This is a genomic window from Actinocrinis sp. (assembly GCF_035653575.1).
In the GTDB taxonomy this organism is placed as follows: domain Bacteria; phylum Actinomycetota; class Actinomycetes; order Streptomycetales; family Catenulisporaceae; genus Actinocrinis.
On record NZ_DASRBQ010000103.1, the window covers coordinates 1 to 24602 of the forward strand.

At 70.0% G+C, this 24602-nt stretch carries 20 protein-coding genes and 1 pseudogene; 12 read left to right on the plus strand and 9 right to left on the minus strand.

Annotated features, from left to right (window positions below):
• A partial coding sequence (locus tag VFA06_RS14435) for a DUF6082 family protein (RefSeq protein WP_324841064.1) occupies positions 1 to 852 on the plus strand: 852 nt, incomplete at its 5' end.
• A 1100-nt stretch (positions 853 to 1952) separates the two neighbouring features.
• Here the strand turns inward: VFA06_RS14435 and mug are convergent.
• Positions 1953 to 2522: a G/U mismatch-specific DNA glycosylase gene (mug, locus tag VFA06_RS14440; protein ID WP_349260184.1), complete on the minus strand. Its 570-nt coding sequence runs from the start codon at positions 2520 to 2522 to the stop codon at positions 1953 to 1955.
• 63 nt (positions 2523 to 2585) lie between these two features.
• Between mug and VFA06_RS14445 the strand changes: the two genes are divergently transcribed.
• The 3 genes from VFA06_RS14445 to VFA06_RS14455 are packed head-to-tail and all read left to right on the plus strand — an operon-like array spanning position 2586 to position 5540.
• Entirely contained in the window at positions 2586 to 3524 is a 939-nt protein-coding gene (locus VFA06_RS14445) for a Nif3-like dinuclear metal center hexameric protein (protein ID WP_324841066.1), read from the plus strand.
• Between the two features lie 28 nt (positions 3525 to 3552).
• Positions 3553 to 4293 (plus strand): zinc ribbon domain-containing protein, encoded by a 741-nt coding sequence (locus tag VFA06_RS14450; RefSeq protein WP_324841067.1) that lies wholly within the window; start codon positions 3553 to 3555, stop codon positions 4291 to 4293.
• Between the two features lie 5 nt (positions 4294 to 4298).
• The gene (locus VFA06_RS14455) at positions 4299 to 5540 is read left to right on the plus strand and encodes a bifunctional RNase H/acid phosphatase (RefSeq protein ID WP_324841068.1); all 1242 of its coding nucleotides are present in this window, start codon (positions 4299 to 4301) and stop codon (positions 5538 to 5540) included.
• A gap of 42 nt (positions 5541 to 5582) precedes the next feature.
• Here the strand turns inward: VFA06_RS14455 and VFA06_RS14460 are convergent, their stop codons facing one another.
• Complete coding sequence (locus tag VFA06_RS14460) at positions 5583 to 6362, minus strand: YaaA family protein (protein WP_324841069.1); 780 nt, start codon at positions 6360 to 6362, stop codon at positions 5583 to 5585.
• A 138-nt stretch (positions 6363 to 6500) separates the two neighbouring features.
• On the opposite strand from VFA06_RS14460, the gene VFA06_RS14465 reads away from it, so the two are divergent.
• The 4 genes from VFA06_RS14465 (at position 6501) to VFA06_RS14480 (ending at position 10477) form a co-directional block, all read left to right on the plus strand.
• Positions 6501 to 7982 (plus strand): glycosyltransferase 87 family protein, encoded by a 1482-nt coding sequence (locus VFA06_RS14465; protein WP_324841070.1) that lies wholly within the window; start codon positions 6501 to 6503, stop codon positions 7980 to 7982.
• Between the two features lie 169 nt (positions 7983 to 8151).
• Positions 8152 to 9636: an RNB domain-containing ribonuclease gene (locus VFA06_RS14470; protein ID WP_324841071.1), complete on the plus strand. Its 1485-nt coding sequence runs from the start codon at positions 8152 to 8154 to the stop codon at positions 9634 to 9636.
• Positions 9637 to 9718: 82 nt separating this feature from the next.
• A complete protein-coding gene (locus tag VFA06_RS14475; RefSeq protein ID WP_324841072.1) occupies positions 9719 to 10033 on the plus strand; it encodes a hypothetical protein in 315 nt (104 codons plus the stop codon).
• A gap of 81 nt (positions 10034 to 10114) precedes the next feature.
• The gene (locus VFA06_RS14480; protein ID WP_324841073.1) at positions 10115 to 10477 is read left to right on the plus strand and encodes a metalloregulator ArsR/SmtB family transcription factor; all 363 of its coding nucleotides are present in this window, start codon (positions 10115 to 10117) and stop codon (positions 10475 to 10477) included.
• Between the two features lie 38 nt (positions 10478 to 10515).
• On the opposite strand, the gene VFA06_RS14485 is transcribed toward VFA06_RS14480, so the two are convergent.
• On the minus strand, positions 10516 to 12141 hold the full coding sequence (locus VFA06_RS14485) for a glycoside hydrolase family 53 protein (RefSeq protein ID WP_324841074.1): 1626 nt from the start codon (positions 12139 to 12141) through the stop codon (positions 10516 to 10518).
• Between the two features lie 171 nt (positions 12142 to 12312).
• Complete coding sequence (locus VFA06_RS14490) at positions 12313 to 13497, minus strand: glycosyltransferase 87 family protein (RefSeq protein ID WP_324841075.1); 1185 nt, start codon at positions 13495 to 13497, stop codon at positions 12313 to 12315.
• Positions 13498 to 13802: 305 nt separating this feature from the next.
• On the opposite strand from VFA06_RS14490, the gene VFA06_RS14495 reads away from it, so the two are divergent.
• A complete protein-coding gene (locus VFA06_RS14495) occupies positions 13803 to 15443 on the plus strand; it encodes an MFS transporter (protein WP_324841076.1) in 1641 nt (546 codons plus the stop codon).
• Between the two features lie 257 nt (positions 15444 to 15700).
• Here the strand turns inward: VFA06_RS14495 and VFA06_RS14500 are convergent.
• The 4 genes and pseudogenes from VFA06_RS14500 to VFA06_RS14515 all read right to left on the minus strand — a co-directional run.
• Positions 15701 to 16726 (minus strand): annotated as a pseudogene (locus VFA06_RS14500) (D-alanyl-D-alanine carboxypeptidase family protein); the annotation flags it as partial.
• Positions 16727 to 16889: 163 nt separating this feature from the next.
• Positions 16890 to 18221 carry a glycoside hydrolase 5 family protein gene (locus tag VFA06_RS14505; protein ID WP_324841077.1) on the minus strand — a complete coding sequence of 444 codons (1332 nt, stop codon included), beginning with the start codon at positions 18219 to 18221 and terminating at the stop codon, positions 16890 to 16892.
• 165 nt (positions 18222 to 18386) lie between these two features.
• Positions 18387 to 19946 (minus strand): cobyric acid synthase, encoded by a 1560-nt coding sequence (locus VFA06_RS14510; RefSeq protein WP_324841078.1) that lies wholly within the window; start codon positions 19944 to 19946, stop codon positions 18387 to 18389.
• A complete protein-coding gene (locus tag VFA06_RS14515) occupies positions 19943 to 20923 on the minus strand; it encodes a cobalamin biosynthesis protein (protein ID WP_324841079.1) in 981 nt (326 codons plus the stop codon). The genes VFA06_RS14510 and VFA06_RS14515 overlap by 4 nt, the downstream gene beginning before the upstream one ends.
• 52 nt (positions 20924 to 20975) lie before the next feature.
• On the opposite strand from VFA06_RS14515, the gene cobC reads away from it, so the two are divergent.
• Positions 20976 to 22070 carry an Rv2231c family pyridoxal phosphate-dependent protein CobC gene (gene cobC, locus VFA06_RS14520; RefSeq protein ID WP_324841080.1) on the plus strand — a complete coding sequence of 365 codons (1095 nt, stop codon included), beginning with the start codon at positions 20976 to 20978 and terminating at the stop codon, positions 22068 to 22070.
• A gap of 86 nt (positions 22071 to 22156) precedes the next feature.
• On the opposite strand, the gene VFA06_RS14525 is transcribed toward cobC, so the two are convergent.
• Positions 22157 to 22945, minus strand: coding sequence for a mechanosensitive ion channel family protein (locus VFA06_RS14525; RefSeq protein WP_324841081.1), 789 nt, complete (start codon positions 22943 to 22945; stop codon positions 22157 to 22159).
• A gap of 431 nt (positions 22946 to 23376) precedes the next feature.
• Here VFA06_RS14525 and VFA06_RS14530 point away from each other — a divergent pair, with 431 nt between their 5' ends.
• Both VFA06_RS14530 and VFA06_RS14535 read left to right on the plus strand, forming a co-directional pair.
• The gene (locus tag VFA06_RS14530; protein WP_324841082.1) at positions 23377 to 24033 is read left to right on the plus strand and encodes an HdeD family acid-resistance protein; all 657 of its coding nucleotides are present in this window, start codon (positions 23377 to 23379) and stop codon (positions 24031 to 24033) included.
• Between the two features lie 97 nt (positions 24034 to 24130).
• Positions 24131 to 24538: a GNAT family N-acetyltransferase gene (locus VFA06_RS14535; protein ID WP_324841083.1), complete on the plus strand. Its 408-nt coding sequence runs from the start codon at positions 24131 to 24133 to the stop codon at positions 24536 to 24538.
• The last annotated feature ends 64 nt before the right edge of the window (positions 24539 to 24602 follow it).

Below are 24602 nucleotides of genomic sequence, written 5' to 3' on the forward strand. Positions count from 1 at the left end.
AACGATAAGGGCGGAACGACTGGCAGCGATCGGCAAGCATCCTTTGGCTCGCACCACGAGACCTCACGGGAGTCGGTCATGGAAGCCAGTGAGACCCACGAAGCTCCAGACATGGTCCGCCGCTTGTTCACCGTCCGCAATGGCTCGCTGTTCTTCCTGGCGTTCTGTATCGGCATCACGTTCATCAGCGTCGGCATCACCGCTGTGCTCGCAATCGTGCTGAGCCCGAAGCTGCAGATTGAAATGGGACCGATCGGTCAGATCTTCGAGTCCGTCAACGCAGCTTTCTCCGGGCTGGGCTTCATCGCGCTTGTCGTCACGTTCCGTCTGCAGTACGACGAGCTGCGCATGCAGCGGCGCGAGCTCAAGAACCAGCACACCGCTATGTCGGAATCTCAGAGCCACCTAGGGCGGAGCGCCGAGTGTGACGTCCGAGCGCGGCACGTCGAGCTGATGCGCATGGCAATGGAAGACACGGACTTGGCTGAGTTCTGGCCGGAGTTCCAAGCCGGCCTAAGCGCCAAGCGGGCGAAGCAGTACAACTACGCCAACCTCGTAGTCCAGCACCAACGGATGATGTACGACCTGGGGGCGTTCACGCGCGCTGATGTCCTGAAGTTCTTCCACTACCTGTTTGCGAGCCAGATCATGCGGGACTACTGGGCGGCACGGATGGTTGCCAGGGAGATCGCCGTACGGCCGGGTAGCGACGAGTGGGCGTTCGAGCAGTTGATCGACGTGGCGTACGACGAGACTCGACCACCCGAACCCCCTCTCACGCCCGAAGGCGGCGATGGTGCTCGGGTGGTCGATCTTGACTCGCGGCGCCAGTCCGGATCAGATGCGGCCTGAGAGATCCCGCAAGGCAGCAAGCAGAACTTCGCGCGGAACGACGACTGTCCGCTCAGTTTCAGATCTGCCGGCGTCGGCTGGAAGCCGAAGCTCATGGCTGACGTCTTCGCCGACGACTGCGAAGTCCCCGTTCGCCAACTCGAAGACGTCAGGACAGTTACCGCTGGTCGTGCATGCTCCCCGATCTTTAGGCGCCACCCCTAGGCGCCAACGCACTGCCATGCCGGCAGTTTCCCCGTTTGCGTACTCATTTGTCATGGATATCCTTGATGGCCGACTAATGGTCGAAGGCGGCGCAGCAGCCAGACTGCCGCCCTCCGGCGAGACGCAACACTATAGATGTCGGTTCCTGTATCGCCGCAAGAATTCGCTTCCGCTGACACCGCCACCCGTGTTTCAACGCTGCGGCGAGCTAAAGGACACGGGGCGCAACCGATTTAGTCAAAGACTTATCCGATCGATGCCGATTGGTGACTGACTGAGTGAGCGGGTGAGTGAACGACGAGTCGTAGATCGACTCTATGAATACCATAATGCGGATAGGCTAAATGTCGGCTTTATAGCTGATTGAGGAGAGTTGCTAGCGCGTGCTGGCTGACGCGGCGTCGAGTGGGATGAGCGAGAGGCGCTTCAAGGCCGTGCTTCTTTCGAAGGGCGCGCTGCGTTCGAAAGCGGACAGGCGGCCTGGACTCGGCAGTCACCCTTAAGGTGTTAGCCTCCCGCACGATCTCGTCGATCAGCGATCCGTGCGTCGCCTACGTTTGGAGGGTGAGGATTACGCTGCGGTTCCCTTAGGGGCGCACTTGGGCTACCCGCAACGGGGCGGTGATGCTGCCGCGGATTGGGCTGGCGTCCTTGGGCGACGAGGACTGGTGCGATCACTGCGACTTGGCCAGGTCCAGAGGGCGATCGCGGAAGCGGCCGGCCGCGGCTTGCTCACCCCACAGGGCCCCCGATTCGTCGGCGCGCTGAACCAGACAGCGGCCTCGTGGGACGAGGCGGTACCGGAGGAGGTCGAGCAGATTTCCGAGGAATCGGGCCATTCCCCCCGCGTCTTCTGGTGCGGGGGAGTCGACTCGAATGCCGGACAAGGGCGCTGGTCAGCCCTCGTCCGCAGCGGCGCGCAGCTTGGCGAACTCCGCGGCCAGCGTCGCGGCGGTCCAGTGCGCGTTGAGGCCGCTCGGGTTGGGGAGCACCCACAGCTTGCTGTCGGCGATCTTCACAGGTTGCGGGCCGATCGTCGCGTCCTTGCGGCCGAACGCTGTGCGGTAGGCGCCTATCCCGAGAATCGCCACCCAGCGCGGGCGGTACTGGGCGACCTTTCCGGCCAGGATCTCACCGCCGATGCGCAGTTCCTCCGGGCCCAGCTCGTCGGCGCGCGCTGACGCCCTGGACGCCACGTTGCTCAGGCCTAGGCCGAGGTCGAGCAGTTCTTCCTGCTGCCACGGGCCCAGCAGCCGCGGGGTGAAACCGGAGGCGTGCAGCGCGGGCCAGAAGCGGTTGCCCGGGTTCGCGAAGTGCTTGCCGATCGCCGCCGACCACAGGCCCGGGTTGATCCCGCAGAACAGCACTCGAAGATCCGGGCCGAGTACGTCAGGGATCGTCTTCGCCTGCGCCGCGGCCAGCTGCTGCGGAGTCGGCCGGACGCGGCGGGCGGCGCTGTCCGCGATCGGCGGCTCGGCGGTCGGGGTTTCGGGCTGGGAGGTCACATCGCCGCACCGTAGCATTCCTCCATGCCAACGCTCGCCGACGTGGTCGGGATTCTGGACGCCGCCTACGATCCGCGCTGGGCCGAGTCCTGGGACGCGGTCGGGCTGGTGTGCGGCGACCCGACGGCCGAGGTGCACAAGGTGTTGTTCGCGGTCGATCCGGTGGACGCGGTCGTCGAAGAGGCGATCAGGTGGGGTGCGGACCTGCTGGTCACGCATCATCCGCTGCTGCTCAAGCCGGTGCACGGGGTCGCGGCGACCAGCTTCAAGGGCCGCGCGGTGCACCGCCTGATCAGCAACGGCGTCGCACTGCTGACCGCGCACACCAACGCCGACGTGGCGAGTCCCGGCGTCTCTGATGCGCTCGCCCGCGCCCTCGACCTCTCGGTGATCGGCCCGATCCTGCCCGCTGCCAGTGAGGGCGCCGCGTCGAACGGCTCCGCGGGCCACGGCTCGGGTTCCGGCCGTGGCCTCGGCCGTTTCGGCGTGCTGCCCGAGCCCGAATCGCTGCGCGCGTTCGCCCAGCGCGTCGCGCTGGCGCTGCCGCCGACCAACGGCGGGGTGCGGGTTGCCGGCGACCCGGAGCGGACCGTTCGCCTCGTCGCCGTCTGCGGCGGAGCCGGGGACGACCGCGAGCTGCTCGCGGCGGTGCGCGCGGCTGGGGCCGACGCGTACGTCACCGCCGACCTGCGTCACCACGCGGCCTCCGAAGCGCTCGAGGCCGGGGACTTCGCCGCGCCGGGCACCGGTCCCGTACTCCTCGACGTAGCGCACTGGGCCAGTGAATGGCCGTGGCTCTCCGATGCCGCCGCGCTGCTGACCGCGGGGCTTGGCGAAATCCGTGAGCACGGCGGGCGTGACAGCGACCGGGAGCGTGAAGGGGGTCCGCAGCGCGGTACGGTTGAGATCCGCGTGTCCCAGCTGGTCACCGACCCCTGGACGTTGCACGCGCCGCAGAAGTGAAGACGAGGACCAGGAAGAGGTGCCAGCTGTGCAAGCCGCGCCCGCCGACCAGCAGCGACTGCTCGACCTTCAGGCGTTGGACTCCAAGCTGGACCAGCTGGCACACCGCCGCCGCACCCTCCCGCAGCTGGCCGAGCACGCCGCGCTGGAGACCCGGGTCGGACAGCTGCGCGACCTGCTCGTCGCCTCCACCACCGCGCAGTCCGACCTGGCCCGCGAGCAGCGCAAGGCCGAGGCGGACGTGGACCAGGTGCGCAGCCGCGCGGAACGGGACCGCAAGCTGCTGGACTCCGGCTCGGTCGGCGCCAAGGAGCTGTCCAACCTGCAAAGCGAGCTGGAGTCGCTGGCCAAGCGGCAGTCAGACCTCGAAGACATCGTGCTCGAGGTGATGGAGCGGGTCGAGGCCGCGGACGCGCGCACCGCCGAGCTGACCAAGCAGCGCGACGAGGCCGAGGCGGACCTCGCGCGGGTGACCACCGCACTGGCCGAGGAGCGGGCCGCGGTGGACAAGGACCTCGCCTTCGCCAAGTCGCAGCGCGACCTGCTGGCCGCGCAGCTGCCCGCCGACCTGATCGCGCTCTACGAGAAGCTGCGCGCGCAGTACGGCGGGATAGGGGCCGCGGCGATCAAGCAGCGCCGCTGCGAAGGCTGCCGGCTGGAGCTGGACATCGCCGAGATCAACGAGATCCGCGCCGCCGCGCCGGACCTCGTACTGCGGCACGACTCCTGCCGCCGCATCCTGGTGCGCACGGCAGAGTCGGGGTTGTAGCCGCCGTGCGCACCCTGATCGTCGAGGCCGACGGGGCGTCGCGGGGAAATCCCGGCGCGGCCTCCTATGGCGCCGTGGTCCGCGACGGCGACACGGGCGAGCTGCTCGGCGAGCTGGCCGAGGCGATCGGCCACGCCACCAACAACGTGGCCGAGTACCGCGGCGTGATCGCCGGGCTCGAGGCGGTCCGGCGCATCGATCCGCAGGCGCGGGTCGAGGTCCGGATGGACTCGAAGCTCGTGGTGGAGCAGCTCTCCGGCCGCTGGCAGGTCAAGCACCCTGACATGAAGCCGCTGGCCGAGCGCGCCCGCGGGCTCTTCCCGGCGAACGGCGTGACCTTCACCTGGGTACCGCGCAGCCAGAACAAGCACGCCGACCGGCTGGCGAACCAGGCTCTCGACGCGGCTGCCCGCGGCGAGGTCTGGAGCGCCAAGGTCCTCCCCGCAGGCTCGGGGCCGGCCACGAGCGCCGCGACCGCGGCTGTCGCGCCGTCAGATCGGTCCGGCTATTCCGGCGCGCAGCTGTCCGTCCCCGAAAACGAGGCCGACCGCCCCGGCGCGAGTGCGTGGGCGGTGCCGGCCGCCGGTGCCTCCGCCGATCTCGGCCTGCCGACCCGCCTGCTCCTGCTGCGCCACGGCTCGACCGCGATGACCGGAGAGAAGCGGTTCTCCGGGCTCGGCGGCGATCCGGAACTGATCCCGGAAGGCCTAGCCCAGGCGGGGGCGGCCGCGCGACGGTTCGCCACCGCCGACGGGTCCGGTGATCCCCGATACGGCCGCATCGATGCGATCATCACCTCGCCGCTGCGCCGCACCCAGCAGACCGCGTTCGCCGTCGCCGGTGCCGCCCACCTCGAGCCGCGGGTGGAGGAAGGCTTCCGGGAGTTGGACTTCGGCGCCTTCGAGGGACTGACCTTCGCCGAGGCCCGCGCGCAGTATCCCGACCAGCTCGCCGCCTTCCTCGCCTCCACCGCGAGCCCCGCGCCAGGCGGCGAATCCGTCGAGCAGGTGTCGGCCCGAGCGGCGGCCGCCCGCGACCAGGCCCTGGCCCGGTTTCCCCGCAAAACCGTGCTGATCGTCACGCATGTCACGCCAATCAAGACGCTGCTGTGCCAGGCCCTCGGTGCGCCGCTGGACTCGGTTCACCGGATGGAGCTGGCCGCCGCCTCGCTCAGCGTGATCGACTACTACGGCGACGGCGTGGCGAATGTGCGTTGCATCAACGACACAGCACACCTCTATTTATAGGCACCTATCTGCAGGCACGGTCTCTCTAGGCGCGCGGCTGCGTCAGATTTCCGCCACGACGACGTCGAACGCGCCGGGTGCCGTGCCGGGCTCCACCCGGAACCCGAGATCGCGCAAGGCGTCCGCGAACTCCTCCGGCGTCTTCGGCTCGGCGCCGGCGCGCAGCAGGGCCCGCACCAGTCGTCCTTTCGTGGCTTTGTTGAAGTGGCTCACGACCGACCGCTTGAGCACGCCGCCGACCATCCGCTCGTGCATCACCCGAACCGTCACGGTCCGCGCGGCCGGCCGCCACATCCCGGTGTAAGCCGTGGACCTTAGATCGACCACGAGATGTTCATCGACGAGCTCTGTCAGCGGCCCGATCAACGCCTTGCGCCAGACCGCGGTCACCGAGCCGACTCGCGGCAGCTTCACTCCCGCGGAGCAGCGGTAGTAGGGAATGCGATCCGACGGCCGAAGTACGCCCCAGAGCCCGGAGAATACAAGCACTGAATCCTCGGCCCGCCGGTACGCCTCCGGGTCCTGCGTGCGCAAACCGGGCAGGTCAAGCGCCTCGTACAACACGCCGCGGTACACGTCGGCGGCGGGTGCGGCGGGCGCCTTGTCAATCATCTGATTGTATGCGAGCTCCTCGCGCTGACCCTCGCTCAGACCCAGGGCCGCCAGCGCGGCGGCCGCAGGACCGCGGCTCAGCCGCATCAAGGCGGTGACCAGCGCATCCCGGGTCGGCGCGAGCTGCGGCAGCACCAGGGAACCGGAGATCACCGGTTCCGCGTCCGTCGGGACGGCCTTCCCTTCGGACGGCGGTACGAAGATGAACATTCTGGAACGATTCTCCGGCAAGGGTAGCTTTCGGCCTGGGGAACTCTAGCCCACGTTCTAAACTGCCGCTGGTCGACGCGGCGGGGTCCAATCCGAGTCGAATGATTGCGTCCGAGGAAACTGGGGAGACGACAGCCCATGTCGCAGCTGAACCGCCGGACTCTCTACGTTGTCCTCGGCTGGTTCGCGAGTCGGATCCCCCTCTACCTGATGACCACCGGACACCTGTGGTCCTGGTACGGACACAAGAGCATCGGCGATATCACGGTCTACCTGCGCTGGGTAGACGGCTCCCTCAAGCACGGCGCGCTGCCGGTGGGCGACAACAGCTGGCAGTACCCGCCGCTGGTCGGCCCGCTGCTGCTGTTGCCGAAGGTGCTGCCGGGGGCCGACTACCAGGGCGAGTTCGTCCGGTTGGCGTTCATCGCGGACGCGATCGTGATCCTGGTGCTGCTGTGGACCGCGCGGCGGCGCGAGAGCTGGCTCGGCCCCTGGTTCTGGATCCTGAGCGTGCCGTTCCTCGGTCCCATCATCTACGGGCGCTTCGACGTGTTCTCCGCGATGCCCGTCGTCGCCGCGCTGGCGATTCTCGGTAAGGGCGTACCGGTGCCGGGCGCCGCGGACGGCCGCAAGCAGCTCAACGGCCGCCGCTGGGTCGCCGGCGCACTGGTCGGCATCGGCACCGCGATCAAGATCTGGCCGGGCCTTACCGTGTTCGGTCTTCCGCGCACCAAGCGCGGCTGGCAGACCATCGCCACCGCCGCGTTCGCCGCCGTAGCCGTGACGCTGACGTGCATGTTCGCCTTCCGCAACGGCTCCTGGTTCCTGCACACCCAGGGCCACCGCGGCATCGAGATCGAGAGCATCTGGGCGGTGCCGTTCCTGCTGGCCAGGCGCGCGGGTGTCTGGCACGGCCGGATCCACGGCCACTACGGCTCGCTCGAGGTGCTCGGAACCGGCGCGGGCTTCGCCGGGAAGGTCGCGATCGCCTCCACGGTGCTGGTCTTCGCGCTGCTGGCCTGGTGGTGGTGGCGCAAGCAGTGGCGCCCGACGGTGGTCCCCGACGCCACGCTGGTCGCCACGCTGCTGATGATCGTCACCAGTCGGGTGATCAGCCCGCAGTACCTCATCTGGCTGCTGGCCACCGCGGCCTTCTGCCTGCTGTCGAAAGACACCTCCCAGCGCCGCAGCGCGCTGCTGATCCTGGTGTCGCTGCCGATCACGCAGTGGATCTTCCCGTACAACTTCACCTCGCTGATCCACTTCCACCTCAGCGCCATCCTGGCGGTCACCCTGCGCGACGCCCTGCTGCTGGCCGCCGCGGCGATCGGCTTCATCGACCTGTGGCGCGACACGGTCACCGGACCGTTCCTGCCATGGCGCAACCGCACCGCGGCGCCGGTCTCGGACGCGTCCGCCGACAGCCCGGGGGCGACCGCAGGCGAGGCCGGGGAGACCGCGGCGGTCGGGGAGAAGGAAGGAGTCGCCGCGCGCGAGGAGCAGGAGAGCGTCGCGGCGCAAGAGACCGAGGCGGCTCCCGCCGTGAGCACTGCTGCCCACCGGCCCGCGGAAACAGCCGAAGCCGATCCCGCCATACCCGCCGGTTCGACGCCTGCCTGACCGGTCAGCAGGGCGCACGGCGCTCGCGTCGCAGGCTGCGATCGGCGCCGGTTCGACGCCATCCTGGCTGTTCAACTGACCGCAGCGGCAGCTCCCACCGCAGGCCCGCGCGCCTGCGCGCACCGACGCGTCCGTGCATCGGCTTGATCTACCCGCTACGCTGCGCGCTGTGCCCCGCCGAGTCCTGGTGATCGACAGCGCCGACGCGCCCGATGAAGCGCGTGCCGCGCTGTGCAAGGGCTTCGACGCCATCCGCGCCGAGTTCGCGCTGCCCGCCGAGTTCCCGCCCGAGGTGCTGGAAGACGCCGAACGCGCGGCGCGTGGCGTCCACGATCCGCAGCCTGACCGGGCCGATCACACCGACCTGCCCTTGATCACCCTCGACCCGCCGGGATCGATGGACCTCGACCAGGCCATGTGGATCGAGCGGCGCGGCAGCGGCTTCCGAGTCTGGTACGCGATCGCCGACGTGGCCGCGTTCGTGCGCCCGGGCTCGCCGGCCGATCTCGAGGCGCGGGCCCGGGTCGAGACGATTTACCTACCGGACGGCCGGGTTCCGCTGCACCCGCCGGTGCTCTCCGAGGGCGCCGCCTCGCTGCTGCCCGGCCAGGACCGGCGCGCCGTGCTCTGGCAGATCGACCTGGACTCCTCCGGCGATATGACCTCGGTGGAGGCGCGGCGCGCGCTCGTGCGATCGCGGGCGCGTCTCGATTATCCGCGGATGCAGCGGGAACTGGACGCCGGGACCGCGCCCGAGGTGATGCGCCTGCTGCGCGAAGTCGGCACGCTGCTGCGCGATCGCGAGGCGCTGCGCGGCGGTATCAGCCTGAACGCCCCGGTGCAGCAGGTGGTCGCGGACCAGGACGGCTGGCGGCTCGAGTACCGCGCGCCGCTGCCGGTCGAGGAGTGGAACGCGCAGATCTCGCTGCTCGCCGGGATCGCCGCGGCCGACCTCATGTTGTACGGCGAGGTCGGCGTGCTGCGGGTCCTCCCGGAACCCGGGGACGCGACCGTGGGCCGGCTGCGCCGGGCGGCCCGCGCCCTCAAGGTGCGCTGGCCGGACGGCGAGCCTTACGCCACGCTGATCCGGCGGATGGACCCGGCCCGGCCGAGGCACGCGGCCTTTCTCACCGAGGCCACCTCGCTGCTGCGCGGGGCCGGCTACGAGGTCTTCGACGGGCAGATTCCGCCGCGGCCGGTGCACGCGGCGCTGGCTACGCAGTACGCGCACGTTACCGCGCCGCTGCGGCGGCTGGTCGACCGCTTCGGCACCGAGATCTGCGTGAGCTTGTGCGCGGGCGACGAGGTGCCGGACTGGGTCTGCGAGGCGCTGCCGGCGTTGCCCGAACTCATGGACGCGGGCGACCGGCGGGCCAAGGCGGTCGAGCGCGCCTGCGTCGACCTGGCCGAGGCGGTGCTCTTACGCGACCGGGTCGGCGAGGTGTTCGAGGGCGTGGTGCTGGACCTCAACGACCGCGTGGACTGGGACCGCAACGGCAAGCCGGACGCGGGCGTGGTGATGCTGCGCGAGCCCGCGGTGATAGCGCGGCTCGACGGCCACGACCTGCCGCAGGGCGCTGAGCTGCGGGTCCGGCTGGTCTCCGCGGACCCGGCGAGCCGGCGGGTGCTGTTCGACTGGATCGACGCGGTCTGAGTCGGCTAGGTGAGACCGCGCGGCGGTCGTATTCTGCGTGACAGCAGGGTTCCGGCTCAGGTCGGCTAAGGGGGGCTCGCGGATGATCGAAACCGTCGTCATCGTGGCGATCGCGGCGATGGGGACGTCGTCGGTCGCGCGCACCGTGCGCGGAACCATCAACGACCGGCGCAAGGCCAGGGAACGCGCGCTGCGCGGTCCCGAACCGGTATGCGGGTGCGGACATCACCTCTCGTTCCACGACGCGTCGACCGGACTGTGCCACGCCCAGGTCTCGGTGAAGGTGCCCAACGAGGGATCAGACGGCACGCACAAGGAATTGGTCACCTGCACCTGCCGTCGCTACATCGGTCCCGAACCGCTCGGCGGGTACTTCGCCCCGGAGATCACCGCCTGAGCGACCCGCCTTCCGCACCCGCGGAGGCGAGCGCCCCTAGGGTGCGAAGAACGGGAAGTCGGCTGGTATTACAGTGGAAGGATGCTTGTCGAGGAACCGCTGTCCAGCCGTGCGATCGCAGCCGCGGACGAGCCCGCGCAGGAGCGGCTCGACCTGCCCACCGTGCTGGCGGCGCTGGCCGATCCCGGGCGGCTGGCGATCGTGCGCGCCCTTGCCGCACAAGGCGAGGAGTGCTGCAACAAGGTCGGCGAGCTGGCCGGTCTCACGGTCGGCAAGTCGACGCTCTCGCACCACATGAAGGTGTTGCGCGAATCAGGGGTCACCAGCACCCGCGCCCAGGGAACGCACCGGTACGTCTCGCTGCGGCGCGCTGAGCTGGACGAGGCGTTCCCGCAGCTGCTGGACGCGGTGCTCGGCCAGGTGGCTCCGCTCGACCCGCGCTGAGCGAAACCACCTGGCGTTGGGCCTAACTTAGGCCGCGGTCAGCGGGCCGCGAACTGGTTGACCACCGGTAGCGCCTTGTCGCTGAAGTCGAAGACCGCCTGGTTCTCCCAGCCGTCGCCGGAGGACGCGTTGGTCGGGTCCCAGCCGTTGCCCGCGACCACGGTCCAGGTGGGCTCCCAGTAGAACGCCCCGAGGCCGAGGCCGTTCGGCACGGCCTGCACGATCGAGAGCACGTCGCGGAAGTTCGCCGCCTGACCCGCGGAGCTGGCCGCGTAGCCGGGGTCGAGGGTGGTGTTCGACGAGGTCACCGAGTTGGTCTCGGAGTCGCCGTTGGCCAGCGTCCACGGGTACGCGGTCTCGGCCACTAACACCGGCTTGCCGTACTTCGCGGCCAGGCCGTTGAGGTCGGTCTGCAGCACGTCGAGCCGGCCGTGCCAGTAGTCGTAGTACGAGATGCCGATCACGTCGAACGACACGCCGTCACTGATCGCCGTGCTGTACCAGCTCTCCAGGGTGGAGAGGCTGTCCGAGGCGGCCAGGTGCAGCACGATCTTCGCGGACGAATACGCCGCGCGCACCCCGGCGACGCCCTGCTTGAGCAGCGCGGCCAGCTGCGACCAGTTGGAGGTCGAGCCGTCCGGCCACAGCATGCCGGCGTTGATCTCGTTGCCGACCTGGACCATCGCCGGCGGCGTGCCCTGCGCGACCAGGTCGCCGACGACCTGCTTCGAGTAGGCGTAGACCTGGCTCTCCAACTGGCTGAGCGAGTCCGCGGACCAGGCGGCCGGGGTGGTCTGGTGGCCGGGGTCGGCCCAGGTGTCGGAGTAGTGCAGGTCCAGCAGGATCGGCAGGCCGTACGTGCTGTAGGCCTCCTTCGCCGAGGCCAGCAGCGTCGCCTCGTTGTTCATCCCGTCCTGCGGGTTGACCCAGACGCGCAGCCGGACGTAGTCCATGCCGCCGTTCTTGAGGATCTGCAAGGCGTTCTGCTTCGTACCCGAGCTGTTGTAGTAGACCCCGCCGAGCTGCTCGCCGCGGTAGAGGCTGGAGGTGTCGCCGCCGCGGATCGCCACGGGCGCCGAACCGGCCGTGAACGTGACGTCGTCGTAGTTCGTCCACGCGTTCGCTGCGCTGCTCGAGTAGAGGTTGATGGTGCACTGGTTGTTGGAGACGTAGACGTAGTCCACGATGTGCAGCCAGTTGCCGTCCGAATCGACGGGTATGTACGTCGTCTTGGTCGAGCTACCGCAGCCGGACAGTGAGATGTAGTTCGAGCCGCCGGTGTCGTTCGAGCGCACGTAGACGCCGAGCGTGTAGTAGCCGTTCGTGATGTTGGTGATCGTCTGATACGTGTCGACCGTGTAAGCCGAGGACGACCAGTGCGCGAGGCGGTACGAACCGGAGTGCCCGCCGGACTCGGTGTAGTCGGCGGAGGCGGTTCCGCTGCTCGACCAGCCGGTGGGCGAGGCGACGCCCGTTCCGTCGGCCTCGAAACCGGGGTTGGCGACCGTCGGCGTGCTGGTGGTGGCGGAGGCCGGCAGCGCCACGAACGGAGTCGCGACGAGTGCGGCGGCGAGGGGAAGGGCGAGGCTGAGGCTGAGCTTGCGGCGATGGGGGCGATGGCGGTGACGGTGGGCATCACGCGGGCCGGACGGATGACGCGTCATTGCGACTCCTGAGATCGACAGGTGAGGGTGAACGATCTTGGCGCGTTGAGTTCTCACCCGGCGTCGGAGGGCGGCCCTTCATTCCGCACCACGGCTCTTCCGCCAATCTGGGAGCGCTCCCAATCCGGGCAGCAGCATTTGTAGCACCGCAGCGTGCGGTATGTCGATGCCCTACTGTGGATCCGCAGGTAGAAGCCTGGGAGCGTACCCAACCGCCACGGCGATGAGGGCACCGAGCGCGGCCCACACGTAGGCGCTGCCGATCGCCTGTTCCCACCAGGCCCAGTGCATCTCCCGGTTCTCGGTCCCCGGGAACCACCACTGGGGGGAGCACAGGAAGAGCACCAGGCCGCCACCGAAGAGGGCGAGCGCGGCGCCGTTGCGGGCCCGGTACGCCGCCAGCAGTCCGGTCAGCACGATGGGCGCCGCCCACACCCAGTGGTGCGACCAGGACACCGGAGAGACCAGCAGCGTCGTGCACGCGGTCAGACTGAGCGCGAGCAGTTGACGGTTCGCGCGCGCCGCGCGGAAGACAGCGACGACGCCGACGATGCCGACCACGGCGGCGACTGCGAGCCACGCGTCGTGCTCTGCGTTACCGGTCAGACGAGTGCGGTACAGGAAGCCGTTGAGCGACTGGTTTCCCGCGAACACCAGCGGACCGATCCGGCCGGTGTCGAACACCATCTTGGTCCAATACTCGTGCGAGTCCTGCGGAGCACACAGCGCGCCGAGGCCGGTGACGACGAAGAATGAGGCGATCGACGTGATCGCCGCGCGCCACTGCCTACGGGCGACGAAGTAGAGCACGAAGATGGCCGGGGTGAGCTTGAGCGCCGCGGCCATCCCCACCAGCGCGCCGCGCGGCCAGCCGACCGGCTTGCCCGCGACCCGCCACCAGGTGGCCGGCAACAGGCAGTCGAACGCGACCAGAGCCATCAGGATGACATTGATCTGACCGTATGCCAGGTTCGTGCGCAGTGGCTCGAACAGCGCCGCGACCGGCAGCAGCAGCGCGGCCAGCCGCCAGGACCGGCCGCCGGCCGCGATCCCCGCGGTGCGCAGGAACAGCGCGACCACCGAAAGCAGCAGGCCGAGCGTGATCGCGGTGATCAGGATGCCGGCCACCCGCGCGGGCACCATGGCCAGCGGCGACATGACGATGGCGGAGATCGGCGGGTAGGTGAAGCCGAGGTTGAGGCCGTTGCGGGTGAGCGGCAGTTGGCCGTAGAGGTCCTTGTTGTCGAGCCAGGCGCGCCCGCCGAGCCGGTAGACGTTCAGGTCGACCCGGTAGACGTCGAAGTTGAGCTTCCCGTTGCTCACGGTGATCAGCGAGATGGCGAACACGAGCAGCACGAGGGCGCACAGGGCGACTGTCCGACCTCTGCCTTTACCTTGCGACGCGCCGACCGGTTGCCGCTCTTCCGGCCGGCTCTCCCGCAATACCGCCACGCTGCGCGCCCCCATGGTCCCGACTAACCCCGCTTGTCCACGTGGTGCGATCAATGAGCGGGTCGATGCTATCTGAAGCGGTACGTCCTGTGGCGCGAAGGGGCGGGGCCGTGGCGCCGCGCGCGGGCACCGGGGAAAGCCGCTCGACGGAGCAATTGCTGAGTGAGTATCATTATTTTCGATTCGATTAGTTGAGCTAAGGAAACCGCTTGTCCGAGCCCAGCCCACGGCGACGTCAGCTCATCCTGGCGATCTGCTGCATGAGCCTGTTCATCGTCGCGATCGACAACACGATCGTGAACGTCGCACTGCCGTCCATCCAGCACGACCTGCACGCCCCGGTCTCGGGCCTGCAGTGGATCATCGACGCCTACACCCTCGTGCTGGCCAGCCTGCTGATGCTGGCCGGCTCGACCGCGGACCGGCTCGGCCGGCGCCGGATCTTCCAGCTCGGCCTGGTGCTGTTCACCCTCGCCTCCGCGCTGTGCTCCGCCGCGCCTTCGCTCGGCTGGCTGGTCGCCTTCCGCGCGCTGCAGGCGGTCGGCGGCTCGATGCTCAACCCGGTGGCGATGTCGATCATCAGCAACACCTTCACCGACGCCAAGGAACGGGCCCGCGCGATCGGCGTGTGGGGCGGCGTGGTCGGGCTGTCCATGGCGGCCGGCCCCGTGCTGGGCGGCCTGCTGGTGCAGGCGGTCGGCTGGCGATCGGTCTTCTGGGTCAACATCCCGGTCGGCGTCGCGGCGCTGGTGCTCACCGCCCTGTTCGTGCCCGAGTCACGGGCGCGGCGCGGGCGCAGGCCCGACCCGATCGGCCAGGTCCTCGTCATCGCTGTACTCGCCGCCGTGACCTACGCGATCATCGAGGGCCCCGGCCGAGGTTGGACCTCGCCGCTGATCCTGGGCCTGTTTGCGTTCACCGCGGCCGGGCTGGCGGCGCTGGTGCGCTATGAGTCGAGGCGCGAGGAGCCGCTGATCGAGCTGCGCTTCTTCCGCTCGATACCGTTCAGCGGGGCCACCGTGATCGCCGTCTGCGCCTTCATCGCGTTGGCTGGCTTCCTCTTCATCAACACGCTCTATCTCCAGGACGTGCGCGGGTTCTCGGCGATGAAGGCCGGACTGATGACGCTGCCGATGGCCGCGATCACGGCCGTCTTCGCGCCGCTGTCCGGCCGCCTGGTCGCCGAGCGCGGCGCCCGTGGCCCGCTGCTCGCGTCAGGGATCTTCATCGGCGTGACAGGCCTGTTGTTCCTTTCTGCCACGAACACGACCTCGCTGATCTACCTCGGCTTCGTGTACGCGTTGTTCGGTTTCGGCTTCGGCGTGGTCAACGCGCCGATCACCAACACCGCGGTCTCGGGCATGCCACGCGCGCAGTCGGGGGTCGCCGCTGCGGTCGCCTCGACGAGCCGTCAGGTCGGGCAGTCCCTCGGTGTCGCGCTGATCGGGACCGTGGCGGTCGCGCGCGTGCACGGCTCGATGCGCGAGGGCTTCAGCGCGGCGAGCCACGCCGGCTGGGCGATCGTGGCCGGCTGCGGACTGGTCGTGGCGGTACTCGCCGTGCTGACCACAACCGCGCGGGCGAAGGCAAGCGCCGAACGCGCCGCGGCGCTGTTCCCGGCAAGCGAACGAGAAACGTCGGCGACAGGCACCGCGACCCCTGCGGACGCGGCGCCCGCTGCGGATCAGCGCGCCGACAGTGTGCCGCGTGGCAACAGCCGCACCAGCGGAACGGAGAACGAGCCCGTCACCGCCGAACCGGACACGGAGCCGGAACCGGAACCTGCCGCGTTCAGGACGGTGACGACCAGGACCGGCGCGCTCGCCCCTCCCGACACCGAGACGCGGTAGCTCTGCCCCGGCCGGCCGATCACGACCACCGGCGCGATCACGCCCAGCGGCGTCTCGCTCGCGGTGCCGGCCCGGTGCAGTGACGCGACCTGGTTGCCGGGTACCGCGATCGTGGCGGCGGCGAGGGTGCCCTGCGCGGCGGCGATCAGCTTCGACGCGACGCTCAGCGTGTGGTCGAGGAAAGCGTCGCCGGTGCCGAGCGGCTGGCCGAGCACGGCGCCGATGACGGTCTCGCTGCGGCCGCCGACCGTGACGGTGTCCGCGAACAGCAGGCAGCCGTGCGCCTGGTCGGTCGAGCCCGTCTTGATGCCGGTCACTCCGTTGCGGCCGACCAGCCGGTTGAAGTTGTAGATGGTGCCCTCGACCGGCACGCTCGCGGACTGCTCGCCGACGATCGCGGCGAACGCGGCGGACTGCATCGCCGCCCGCCCGAGCGCGACCTGGTCGGTCGCGGTGGAGACGGTGGACGGGTCGAGGCCGGAGGGGTCGGTGTAGGTCGTGTGCGACATGCCGAGCTTGCGAGCCGCCGCGTTCATGTCCGCCACGAATCCGGACACGGAACCGGCGTCCCAGCGCGCCAGGATCTTCGCGATGTTGTCGGCCGAGGCGAGCATGAGCGCCTCCAAGGCGTCGCGCTCGCTGATCCGCTCTCCGGCGTACACCTTCACCAGCGACTGACCCTGCTTCGACTCGACTGCGTACGCGGCGGCCTCGGCGGAGCTGACGGTGATGAGCGGTCCTGGTTCACCCGCCGCGAGGGGATGGTGCGCGAGGATCAGGTACGCGGTCATCGTCTTGGTCACGCTGGCAATCGGCACCGGGGTGTTCACGTTCCCCGAGGTGCCGAGCGAGCCGTAGCCCTCCAGCTCGATCGCGGCCTGCCCGACGCTCGGCCACGGGATGGCCGGCACGCTGCCGGGGATCGTGAACGTGGTGGAAAGCTGCTGGGTGAGGCGCGGCGGGGTGGGGTTACCGGGCTTGTGCCCCTTTCCCCCGACGAGGTCTGACGCGCCGCCGGAACCGGCCACATTCGCGATCGCCCAACCGGTCACGACGACGCAGAGCGCGATGACGAACGCGATGACCCGGATGCCGAGCGCACGGTTCCGGTCGTACTCCGACGGGCCGGCACCGCTCGGTGAACTGGTCCCGGACGGCGGCCCGTCTGCAGTGGGTACGGCAGAGTCCTGCTTCTCTTCCTTGTCGAGATTGATCTCGACGCCGACTTCCGCGGCCGCTTCGGAGTCCGATTCTTCCGCGCGCTCCACGGCAGTGCTTTCCATCCGGTCGGGCCTCCACCTGTCGGGCCGGGCGCGCGGTGTCCGTTCGGCGCCGCTCGATTGAACGCGGTCTCCTCCTGGACGCGCGGGCAACGGGCCTGGTTGCGGTGCGTCTTTGAGGACTTCCGCGCCAGGCCCGCTCGCTCGACTACTTCTACACGTTACGTCATCCGGACGCCATCTCCTTCGCGTGCGCGGCCAGCAGTTTCGCCAGTCCGCTGGTCGCGTTCGACGGGTCGCTGTCCCAGACCACCCGGTAGCCGTCGTAGTCCGGATAGAACGAGCCGTCGTCGACGCGCGAGGTCAGCAGCCAGAACTGGTCGCCGGCGCCGCCGTGGTCGCGGACTGTGTCGACCCAGGTCCGATACCCGGCCTCGCGGGCCGCCTCGTCGGGCACCCCCTGTGACGCGTTGATCGAGAGGCCGAACTCCTCCAGCACCAGCGGCTTGCCGATCGCCGCCGCGTCGGTCAGGTGCCGGGTTATCCACTCGGTGCCCCAGGCGACCGGGTCCGTGCCCGGCTTGCTGGCCGGGTTCTCGCCCCAGCCCTCCGGATACAGGTGGATCGTCGCGTAGTCGACGTTGGGCAGGGCGGCCAGGTCCTTCCAGCGCACGCCCTCGTAGTCGCCGTACGGGTAGTCCGTCGCGTTCGGATCGCCGTAGAAGCCCTCGTCTCCGATGGCGACCAGCTGACGCGGCGCCAGCCGCTTGACGAAGCGGCTCATCTCCGCGACCCAGCCGAGCAGCTTGGCGCCGGACTTGTCGCTGCGCGCCCGTGGCTCGTTGGCCAGTTCGAAGGTCATGATCGTCGGATCTTCGTTGTAGCGCAGGCCGGTGTACCGATTGCGGCGGGTGATCACGTGCTCTGCGTAGGACTTGTAGCAGTCCTTGATCGACTTCTCGGTGTAGAAGCGGTCGTGGTTGACCATCGAACCGTACGAGTCGTCAGGTAGGTTGAGGAACCAGGTCACGTATTGACGCATGCCGCCGTAGTCGGGCCAGTTGTTGGTGAGCCCGAGTACCAGCCTGATGCCGAGCTGACCGGCCTTGTACACCGCGTAGTCGATCGAATCGAAGGCCGCCTCGTCGTAGACGTAGGGCTGCGGTTGCAGCGGCGGGAAGCCGTTGCCGACGCCGTCGGCGAAGGCCCAGGCGCGCACGACGCGCAGCGACATGGCGGCGGCGTCGTCCAGCGCCGCGTCGATCATGTAGTGGGACTGCTGGTGCAGGTAGTAGCAGTTGGTGCCGCCGAAGCGGAAGGCCGCGCCGTCGAGCTCGAACTTGCCGTCGCGCACCGTCACGAACGAGGTGGGGCGGCGGGAGAACGGGCTGTTCTTCGCGCCGCCGGTGGAAGCTTCGGCGGCATGCGCGGCCGGGGCGACGGCGGCGGTGGCGGTCGCGGCGAGGGCCGCGGCGCCGCTGAGGCTGAGCATGGATCTGCGGGTCGGCCCGGACTTCGGCGCCGGCGCCGCGGGGTCGTTGGCGGGTGCGACGACCATGTCAGACCCTTTCAGGGAGGTGGCCGCGCGCCGGCGGCCATTTGGCGGAGTCATGCGGTACGGCCTTGCGGGTGCGACGAAATGCAAGCACTAAACCGGTTAAGTGTCAAGCAGTGCGGCACGCATTGGCGCATCGCGCAGCACGGTGTCCGGAAGGGCGGGGGATTAGGCGCCTGGTGGCAGAAGACGTAGACCCGGCGTCGGGCCGTGTTCGATCAGCCGCCAGAGGGCGTCGGTGTCCACGTGCTCCTCCAGTGCGTCAGCGAGCCGGTCGTACTGCGCCTGCCGCGCCGCCGCGAAATCAGTGTCCGGATGCGGCGTGAACGAGCGGCCGGCCCGTTGCGCGGTCCACCGAAGAAAGGCCCTGCGATATTCGTCCGATTCGAGCGTCCCGTGCCACAGCGTGCCGATTACGTTCCCTGACACGCAGCCGTCCAGCGCCCTGCCGTCGGCATCGGTGAACAACGGCTCCGCGCCGTGCACCGAGACCAGGCCATGGTGAATCTCGTAGCCCGTGCCCACCGGCTCCCCGAAGCCGAATCCGGTCGGCCTGGCCAAGGTTTTGTCCGGCGCGAAATCGGTGGCGACTGGCAGCAGGCCGAGGCCTTCTACGCGGCCGGTGCGGCTTTCCACTGGATCGTCGATCGTTTTGCCGAGCATCTGGTAGCCGCCGCAGATCCCGAGGACCGACCCGCCGCGGGCCACCCGAGCCGCCAGCGCCTCGGCGATGCCGCGCTCGCGCAGCCAGGTCAGATCACTGACGGTCGCCTTCGTGCCCGGCAGCACGACGAGGTCCGCCTCCGCGATGCCGCGCGGTCCGGTGGTGAAGGCGACCTCGACTCCCGGCTCCAGCATCAGCGCGTCGACGTCGGTGAAATTGGAGACGCGCGGCAACTGCACCACGGTGACGGACAGCGGCTCGCGACCAAGCGGCTGCGCACGGCCGGTTGTCTGCGGGCGGCCGTCCAGCGTGAGCGAATCCTCGGCGTCGAGCCAGATGTCGCGCAGATACGGCAGCACGCCGAGCACCGGCCGGCCCGTGTGCCCCTCGATCATCCGCAGGCCCGGCTCCAGCAGCGCCGGATCGCCGCGGAACCGGTTGACCACGAACCCTGAGATGAGGGCCTGGTCCGCCGCCTCCAGCAGCGCGACCGTCCCGTGAAAGGCCGCGAACACCCCGCCCCGGTCGATGTCCCCGACGACGACGGTCGGCAGATCGCGAGCCCGGGCCAGACCGAGGTTCGCCAGATCGCCCTCGCGTAAATTGATCTCGGTGGGGGAGCCGGCGCCCTCGCAGACCACGACGTCGTAGCGTGAGCGCAGGTCGTCGAAGGAGTCGAGCACCGGTCCGAGCAACTGCTTCTTCAAACCCTGATATGACTGCGCGTTCGCCTCGGTCAGCGCCCTGCCGAGCACCACGACCTGGCTCGAGCGATCGCCACCCGGCTTGAGCAGGATCGGATTCATCGCGGGCTCCGGCACCGCGCCCGCGGCCGCCGCCTGCATCGCCTGCGCCCGGCCGATCTCGGCGCCGGCGCCGGTCCGCGGATCGACGCAGACCGCTGAGTTGTTCGACATGTTCTGCGCCTTGAACGGCGCGACCCGCACGCCCTGCCGGGCTAGCCAGCGGCAGATCGCGGCTGTCAGCACGCTCTTTCCGGCGTCCGAGGTCGTGCCCGCGACCAGCAGCGCCCCGCCGCGCTCTCGGCTGCCTGCCGTGCTCATCGCAGCCTTCTGCTGCGCCGTGCCCCAGCGACCCGGATCGCGAGCGCCCCGGCCGAGAGCCCGACCGCGGCCGCCGTGGAGACCGCGGCGGACAACCGGTTCGCGCGCGCGATGTCGAAGCCGCGCGGGCTGCGGCCGACCCCGAGGTAGGGCCGGTGTTCGATCCCTGACGTGTAGCTGTTGGTCCCGCCGAGCCGCAGACCGAGCGCGCCCGCCGCCGCGGCTTCGCACTGTCCCGCGTTCGGGCTCGGATGCTTTCCTCCGTCGTGCCGCAGCGTGCGCCACGCCTCCAGGCGCGAGCCGCCGACAGTCGGCGCGAGGACGGCGGTCAGCGCGCCGGTCAGCCGGGCCGGCGCCAGATTCAGAGCGTCATCCAGCCGAGCTGAGGCCCAGCCGAAGCGCTCGTAGCGCTCCGAGCGGTGTCCGACCATCGCGTCCAGTGTGTTGGCGGCGCGGTAGGCCAGCAGCCCGGGAACGCCCGCGACTGCGCCCCAGAACAGCGGGGCGACGACCGCGTCCGAGGTGTTCTCCGCGACGGATTCCACTACCGCCCGCGCGATCTCCCGCTCGTCCAACCCGCGCGGGTCGCGGCCGCACAGCCGGGGCAGCCGCTCGCGCGCTGCGTCCACATCCCCGGCTTCGAGCAGGTCGCCGATCGCGGCGGCCTCCCGGCGCAGCGAGGCTGCACCGATCACGCTCCAGGTCGCCGTGGCCATCGTCGCGACCGCGGTCAGCGGCCGTCCGCGCGAACCGCGCGTTACCGCGTAGCCGAGTGCGGCCGATCCGCCCACGCAGGCGGCGGTGAACAGCGCTCCGCGCGCCCGGGAGTCCTGGTAGCAGCGGTGCTCCAGTGCGTTCGCCGCTCGACCGAACGCCGCCACGGGATGGCCGCGGCTCGGATCGGCGACCAGCGCGTCTGCGGCGTAGCCCGCGGCCAGGCCGAGCACCCAGGCGGCCCCGGAAGATCTTCTGCGCACGTCCAGCACCCTACCGTTAGGCGTGAATCACGCGGGGCGCGACAATAGCCGGATGCGTGAGGAAGCCGGGGCCGAGGACCAGCCAGAGCGCGTCGGCGCCGGCGCGGGCGACTACGACCTGCGCCACCATGGCGACCGGGAAGCCGCCGCCGGACTCGTGGACCTCGCCGTCAACGTCCGGATTCCCCAGCCGCCGAACTGGCTGCTCGACCGGATTGCGGCGTCGCTGACCGGGCTGGCCGCCTACCCCGACGCGACGCGCGCGACCGCCGCCGTCGCGGCCCGCCACGGCCGCCGGCCGGACAACGTCCTGCTCACCTCCGGTGCCGCCGAAGCGTTCGTGCTCATCGCGCGCGCGGTGCCGGCGCGGCGTCCGGTGGTCGTGCATCCGCAATTCACCGAGCCGGAGGCTGCGCTCCTCGCCGCCGGCCATCGAGTCGAGCGCGCGATCCTGCCCCGAGCCACCGGCTTCGCGCTCGACCCAAGCCTCGTGCCCGCCGACGCGGACCTGGTCATCGTCGGCAATCCCACCAACCCGACCGCAGTACTGCACCCCGCCGACCGCATCGCCGCGCTCGCGAAGCCGGGCCGGCTGCTGGTCGTGGACGAGGCGTTCATCGACGCGATTCCCGGAGAGGCCGAGAGCTTGGCCGCGCGTGACGACGTGCCCGGTCTCGTCGTCATCCGAAGCCTGACGAAGACCTGGGGCCTGGCCGGGCTGCGCATCGGCTACCTGCTCGCGGCGCCGGACGTGGTCGAGCTGCTGCGCGCCGCGCAGTCGCTCTGGTCGGTCTCCACCCCGGCGCTCGCCGCCGCCGAGGCGTGCAGTGAGCCGCGTGCGATCGCCGAGGCTGAGCGCCTTGCCGAGCAGGCGGCGCGCGACCGTGCGTATCTCGAGGACCGGCTCGCCGAGCTGCCCGGCATCAGCCTGCCCGCCCTCGCCCCCGCCGGCGACCGGACTCGCGCCCGCGCCCCGTTCGTCCTCGTCCACGCCCCAGGAGCCGACAAGATCCGGCTGCGGCTGCGCGAGAGCGGCTTCGCGTTGCGCAGGGCCGACACCTTCCCCGGTCTCGGCCCGGACTGGCTGCGCATCGCCGTGCGCGCGCCCGAGGTGACCGACGCCCTTATCGCCGCCTGGCCGCGTTAACCGCGGTCACCCCGGCAATCGCGCCGTGCCGTTCTGCGCTCCCGCCCCGCACTGCCTTACGCCGCCCCGCCTTGCCTCGTCTCGCCCTACCCGAACACCCCCGGCGGCCCCACCACCGCCGAAAGGATCGCCGCGTTCGGCAGCAGAACCGTGCCGTTGTCGGTGACTAGCTTCACGTACGTCAGGTTCATGTCCGCGACCAGGCCGGTCAGCACCCCGCCGAGCGCGCCGGACCGGATCGAGATCTCGTCCCCGATCGCGAACGGCCTGGTGAGCAGGAGCATCAACCCCGCGAACACGTTGCCGAGCGACTGCTGCGCCGCGATGCCAAGGATCACGCCGGTGACCGCGCCGCCCAGCAGCAGCCGCTCGATCGGCACGTTGAGCGCGCCGAGCGTGCCGAAGATCACGAAGACGTAGCCGACCAGCAGGCAGACCCAGCGCAGTCCGGCGCGGCGATTGTCGCCGAGGCTGGAGGGCACCGTCTTGAGGATCTCGTTCGTGGCCGACCGCACCGCGCTCACGCCGAACACCAGGAACAGCACCGCGCCGCTGATCGCCGCGGCGTGCCCGATGGAGGAGTGCTTATTGAAGAAGTCGACGCGAGCAGGCGTGTTCGTAAGCACTCCGCCTGCGCAATAGGTCAACGCGAGCCCTATGCAGGCGAGCACCGTCGCCAGGATCGCACGCCGGAAGTCGGCGCTGATCGCGTTGTGCAGGGCCATGAGCGGCGACTGCTCGTCCGGTTCGAGCTGGTGGATTCTGCCGGAACGCTGGTCGGCCACCTGCTTCACGCCGGCCTGAGCCGCCACGGCCCGCTCGCTCTCGGCCGCGGTCGCCGCGCCCCCGACCACTCCGGGGCTGGTGCCGGGCACGTCGCGCGCTCCCGTCGCAGTGGCTGCCGCTACTGCCGCCGCTACTGTCTCCTGCTGCTGCGCCGTCCCGTCGGTTCCCGCCGCTGCGCCGGAACCAGCGGTCCCGTCCGTCCCCGTCCCCGCCGCCCCGGCCCCCGCCTCCGCCGGCGGGTCTCTCCGCTCGGGAGTTGGCTGTTCGCCGGTAGTCTGCCCGCTCACCGCCGCTCCCTTCGCTCTTAGTCTTCGTTCTTCGCTCCAGCGGTTTCTGGCGGTTGATCACTTTACGGCGTGTCATCCCGCGTACGCCAAGACGATCAGCGCCCAGCCCGCCCGCACTCGGGCCGATCGGAGAGCGGCTCCATCAACCTCACACCGCTCTCACGCGCGCCTGGTACGACGTCCGATGAAAGAATGGAATCCGCGCATACGGGCGTCAGGCAAGGAGACCGGGCATGAGCGAACCACTGAGCGGCCGGATCGTCGAGCCCGGGGATCAGCCCGGTCCCGGCGCCGGGTCGCGCCGCCCCGGAATGCTTTCGCCCAAATGGGCCAAGGCGTGGATCGTGCCCGTCGGGTTCGGTGTGGCCTCGACGGTGCTCGGCGTGCTGGTGCTCGTCTGGCCCGGGCACACGGTCGGTGCGCTGACCGAACTGTTCGGCCTCTACCTCCTGATCACCGGCGGCTACCGCTTCGTCGCCGCGATCCAGCTGCATGGCGTCGACCCGGTCGCGCGCGTCGTGGCGCTGGTGCTCGCCGCGCTGTCGATCTGCGTGGGTGTCGTCTGCCTGATCGATCCGTTCAGCACCGCGTCCTCGTTCGCCGTCGTCGCCGGGGCGTTCTGGTTCGCCGCGGGCGCGATCACCTGGTTCGGCTCCTGGCAGCGGCGCGGGCGCGACGCGGCGGCCGGGCGCGCGCCCGGACTCGCCGGGGGAGTGTTCAGTATGATCATCGGAATTCTGATCATGCTGTTCCCGTCCAGCAGCCTGCTGTTCCTCGCCGTCGTGCTCGGCTGCTGGCTCGTCTTCTTCGGAGTCTCCGCGATCGCGACCGGGCTGGCCGCGCGCAGGCTGCTGAAGAACGTCGAGCGCGCCGTCCTCTATTGGCCGTGACCGCCGACCGCCGACCGCCGACCGCCGACCGCCGCGGTGCGCCCGGTCGCGTGACGCGTACTGGCCCATGCCGAAAGACGGATCTAGCGTTGACTCCATGAGCGCCGACATGAGCATCGAGATCCGGGACGAACGCGACGAGGGCCACTACAGCGCGTACCTGAACGGTCAGCGCATCGGTTACGCGACGTGGGTGAAGGTGCACGACACGGTCGTCCTCCCGCACGCCGAGGTCGTCCCGGCCTGGGAGCGGCAGGGGATCGGCTCAATGCTCGCGCGCCGGGCCTTCGAGGACGCGAAGGCCGATGGGCTCACGGTGCTGCCGCTGTGCCCCTTCATGAAGCGCTGGGCCGAGCTGCACCCCGCCTTCCGGGACATCGTGCGCACACCCCGTCCAGGCGAGATGCCAGCCGTCAACGACGCGGTGCACGCGGTGCGCACGCTCGAATCGCTGGCGGACGCCGCCGGGCCCGGCCAGGCTCAACACTCGGCCCCTCAGCACTGAGCGCTGAGCCTGACCTACCCCTGCGCACAAGCCCTCCCACGCCCCTCCGCGCTCCCCTCCACCC

Bases quoted from the DNA above. Each gene is read 5' to 3' on its own strand.
- VFA06_RS14445 (WP_324841066.1), top strand. From the start codon at position 2,586: ATGCCAACGCTCGCCGACGTGGTCGGGATTCTGGACGCCGCCTACGAT.
- VFA06_RS14460 (WP_324841069.1), bottom strand. From the start codon at position 6,362: ATGTTCATCTTCGTACCGCCGTCCGAAGGGAAGGCCGTCCCGACGGAC.
- VFA06_RS14465 (WP_324841070.1), top strand. From the start codon at position 6,501: ATGTCGCAGCTGAACCGCCGGACTCTCTACGTTGTCCTCGGCTGGTTC.
- VFA06_RS14475 (WP_324841072.1), top strand. From the start codon at position 9,719: ATGATCGAAACCGTCGTCATCGTGGCGATCGCGGCGATGGGGACGTCG.
- VFA06_RS14480 (WP_324841073.1), top strand. From the start codon at position 10,115: ATGCTTGTCGAGGAACCGCTGTCCAGCCGTGCGATCGCAGCCGCGGAC.
- VFA06_RS14485 (WP_324841074.1), bottom strand. From the start codon at position 12,141: ATGACGCGTCATCCGTCCGGCCCGCGTGATGCCCACCGTCACCGCCAT.
- VFA06_RS14505 (WP_324841077.1), bottom strand. From the start codon at position 18,221: ATGGTCGTCGCACCCGCCAACGACCCCGCGGCGCCGGCGCCGAAGTCC.
- VFA06_RS14510 (WP_324841078.1), bottom strand. From the start codon at position 19,946: ATGAGCACGGCAGGCAGCCGAGAGCGCGGCGGGGCGCTGCTGGTCGCG.
- cobC (WP_324841080.1), top strand. From the start codon at position 20,976: ATGCGTGAGGAAGCCGGGGCCGAGGACCAGCCAGAGCGCGTCGGCGCC.
- VFA06_RS14530 (WP_324841082.1), top strand. From the start codon at position 23,377: ATGAGCGAACCACTGAGCGGCCGGATCGTCGAGCCCGGGGATCAGCCC.
- VFA06_RS14535 (WP_324841083.1), top strand. From the start codon at position 24,131: ATGAGCGCCGACATGAGCATCGAGATCCGGGACGAACGCGACGAGGGC.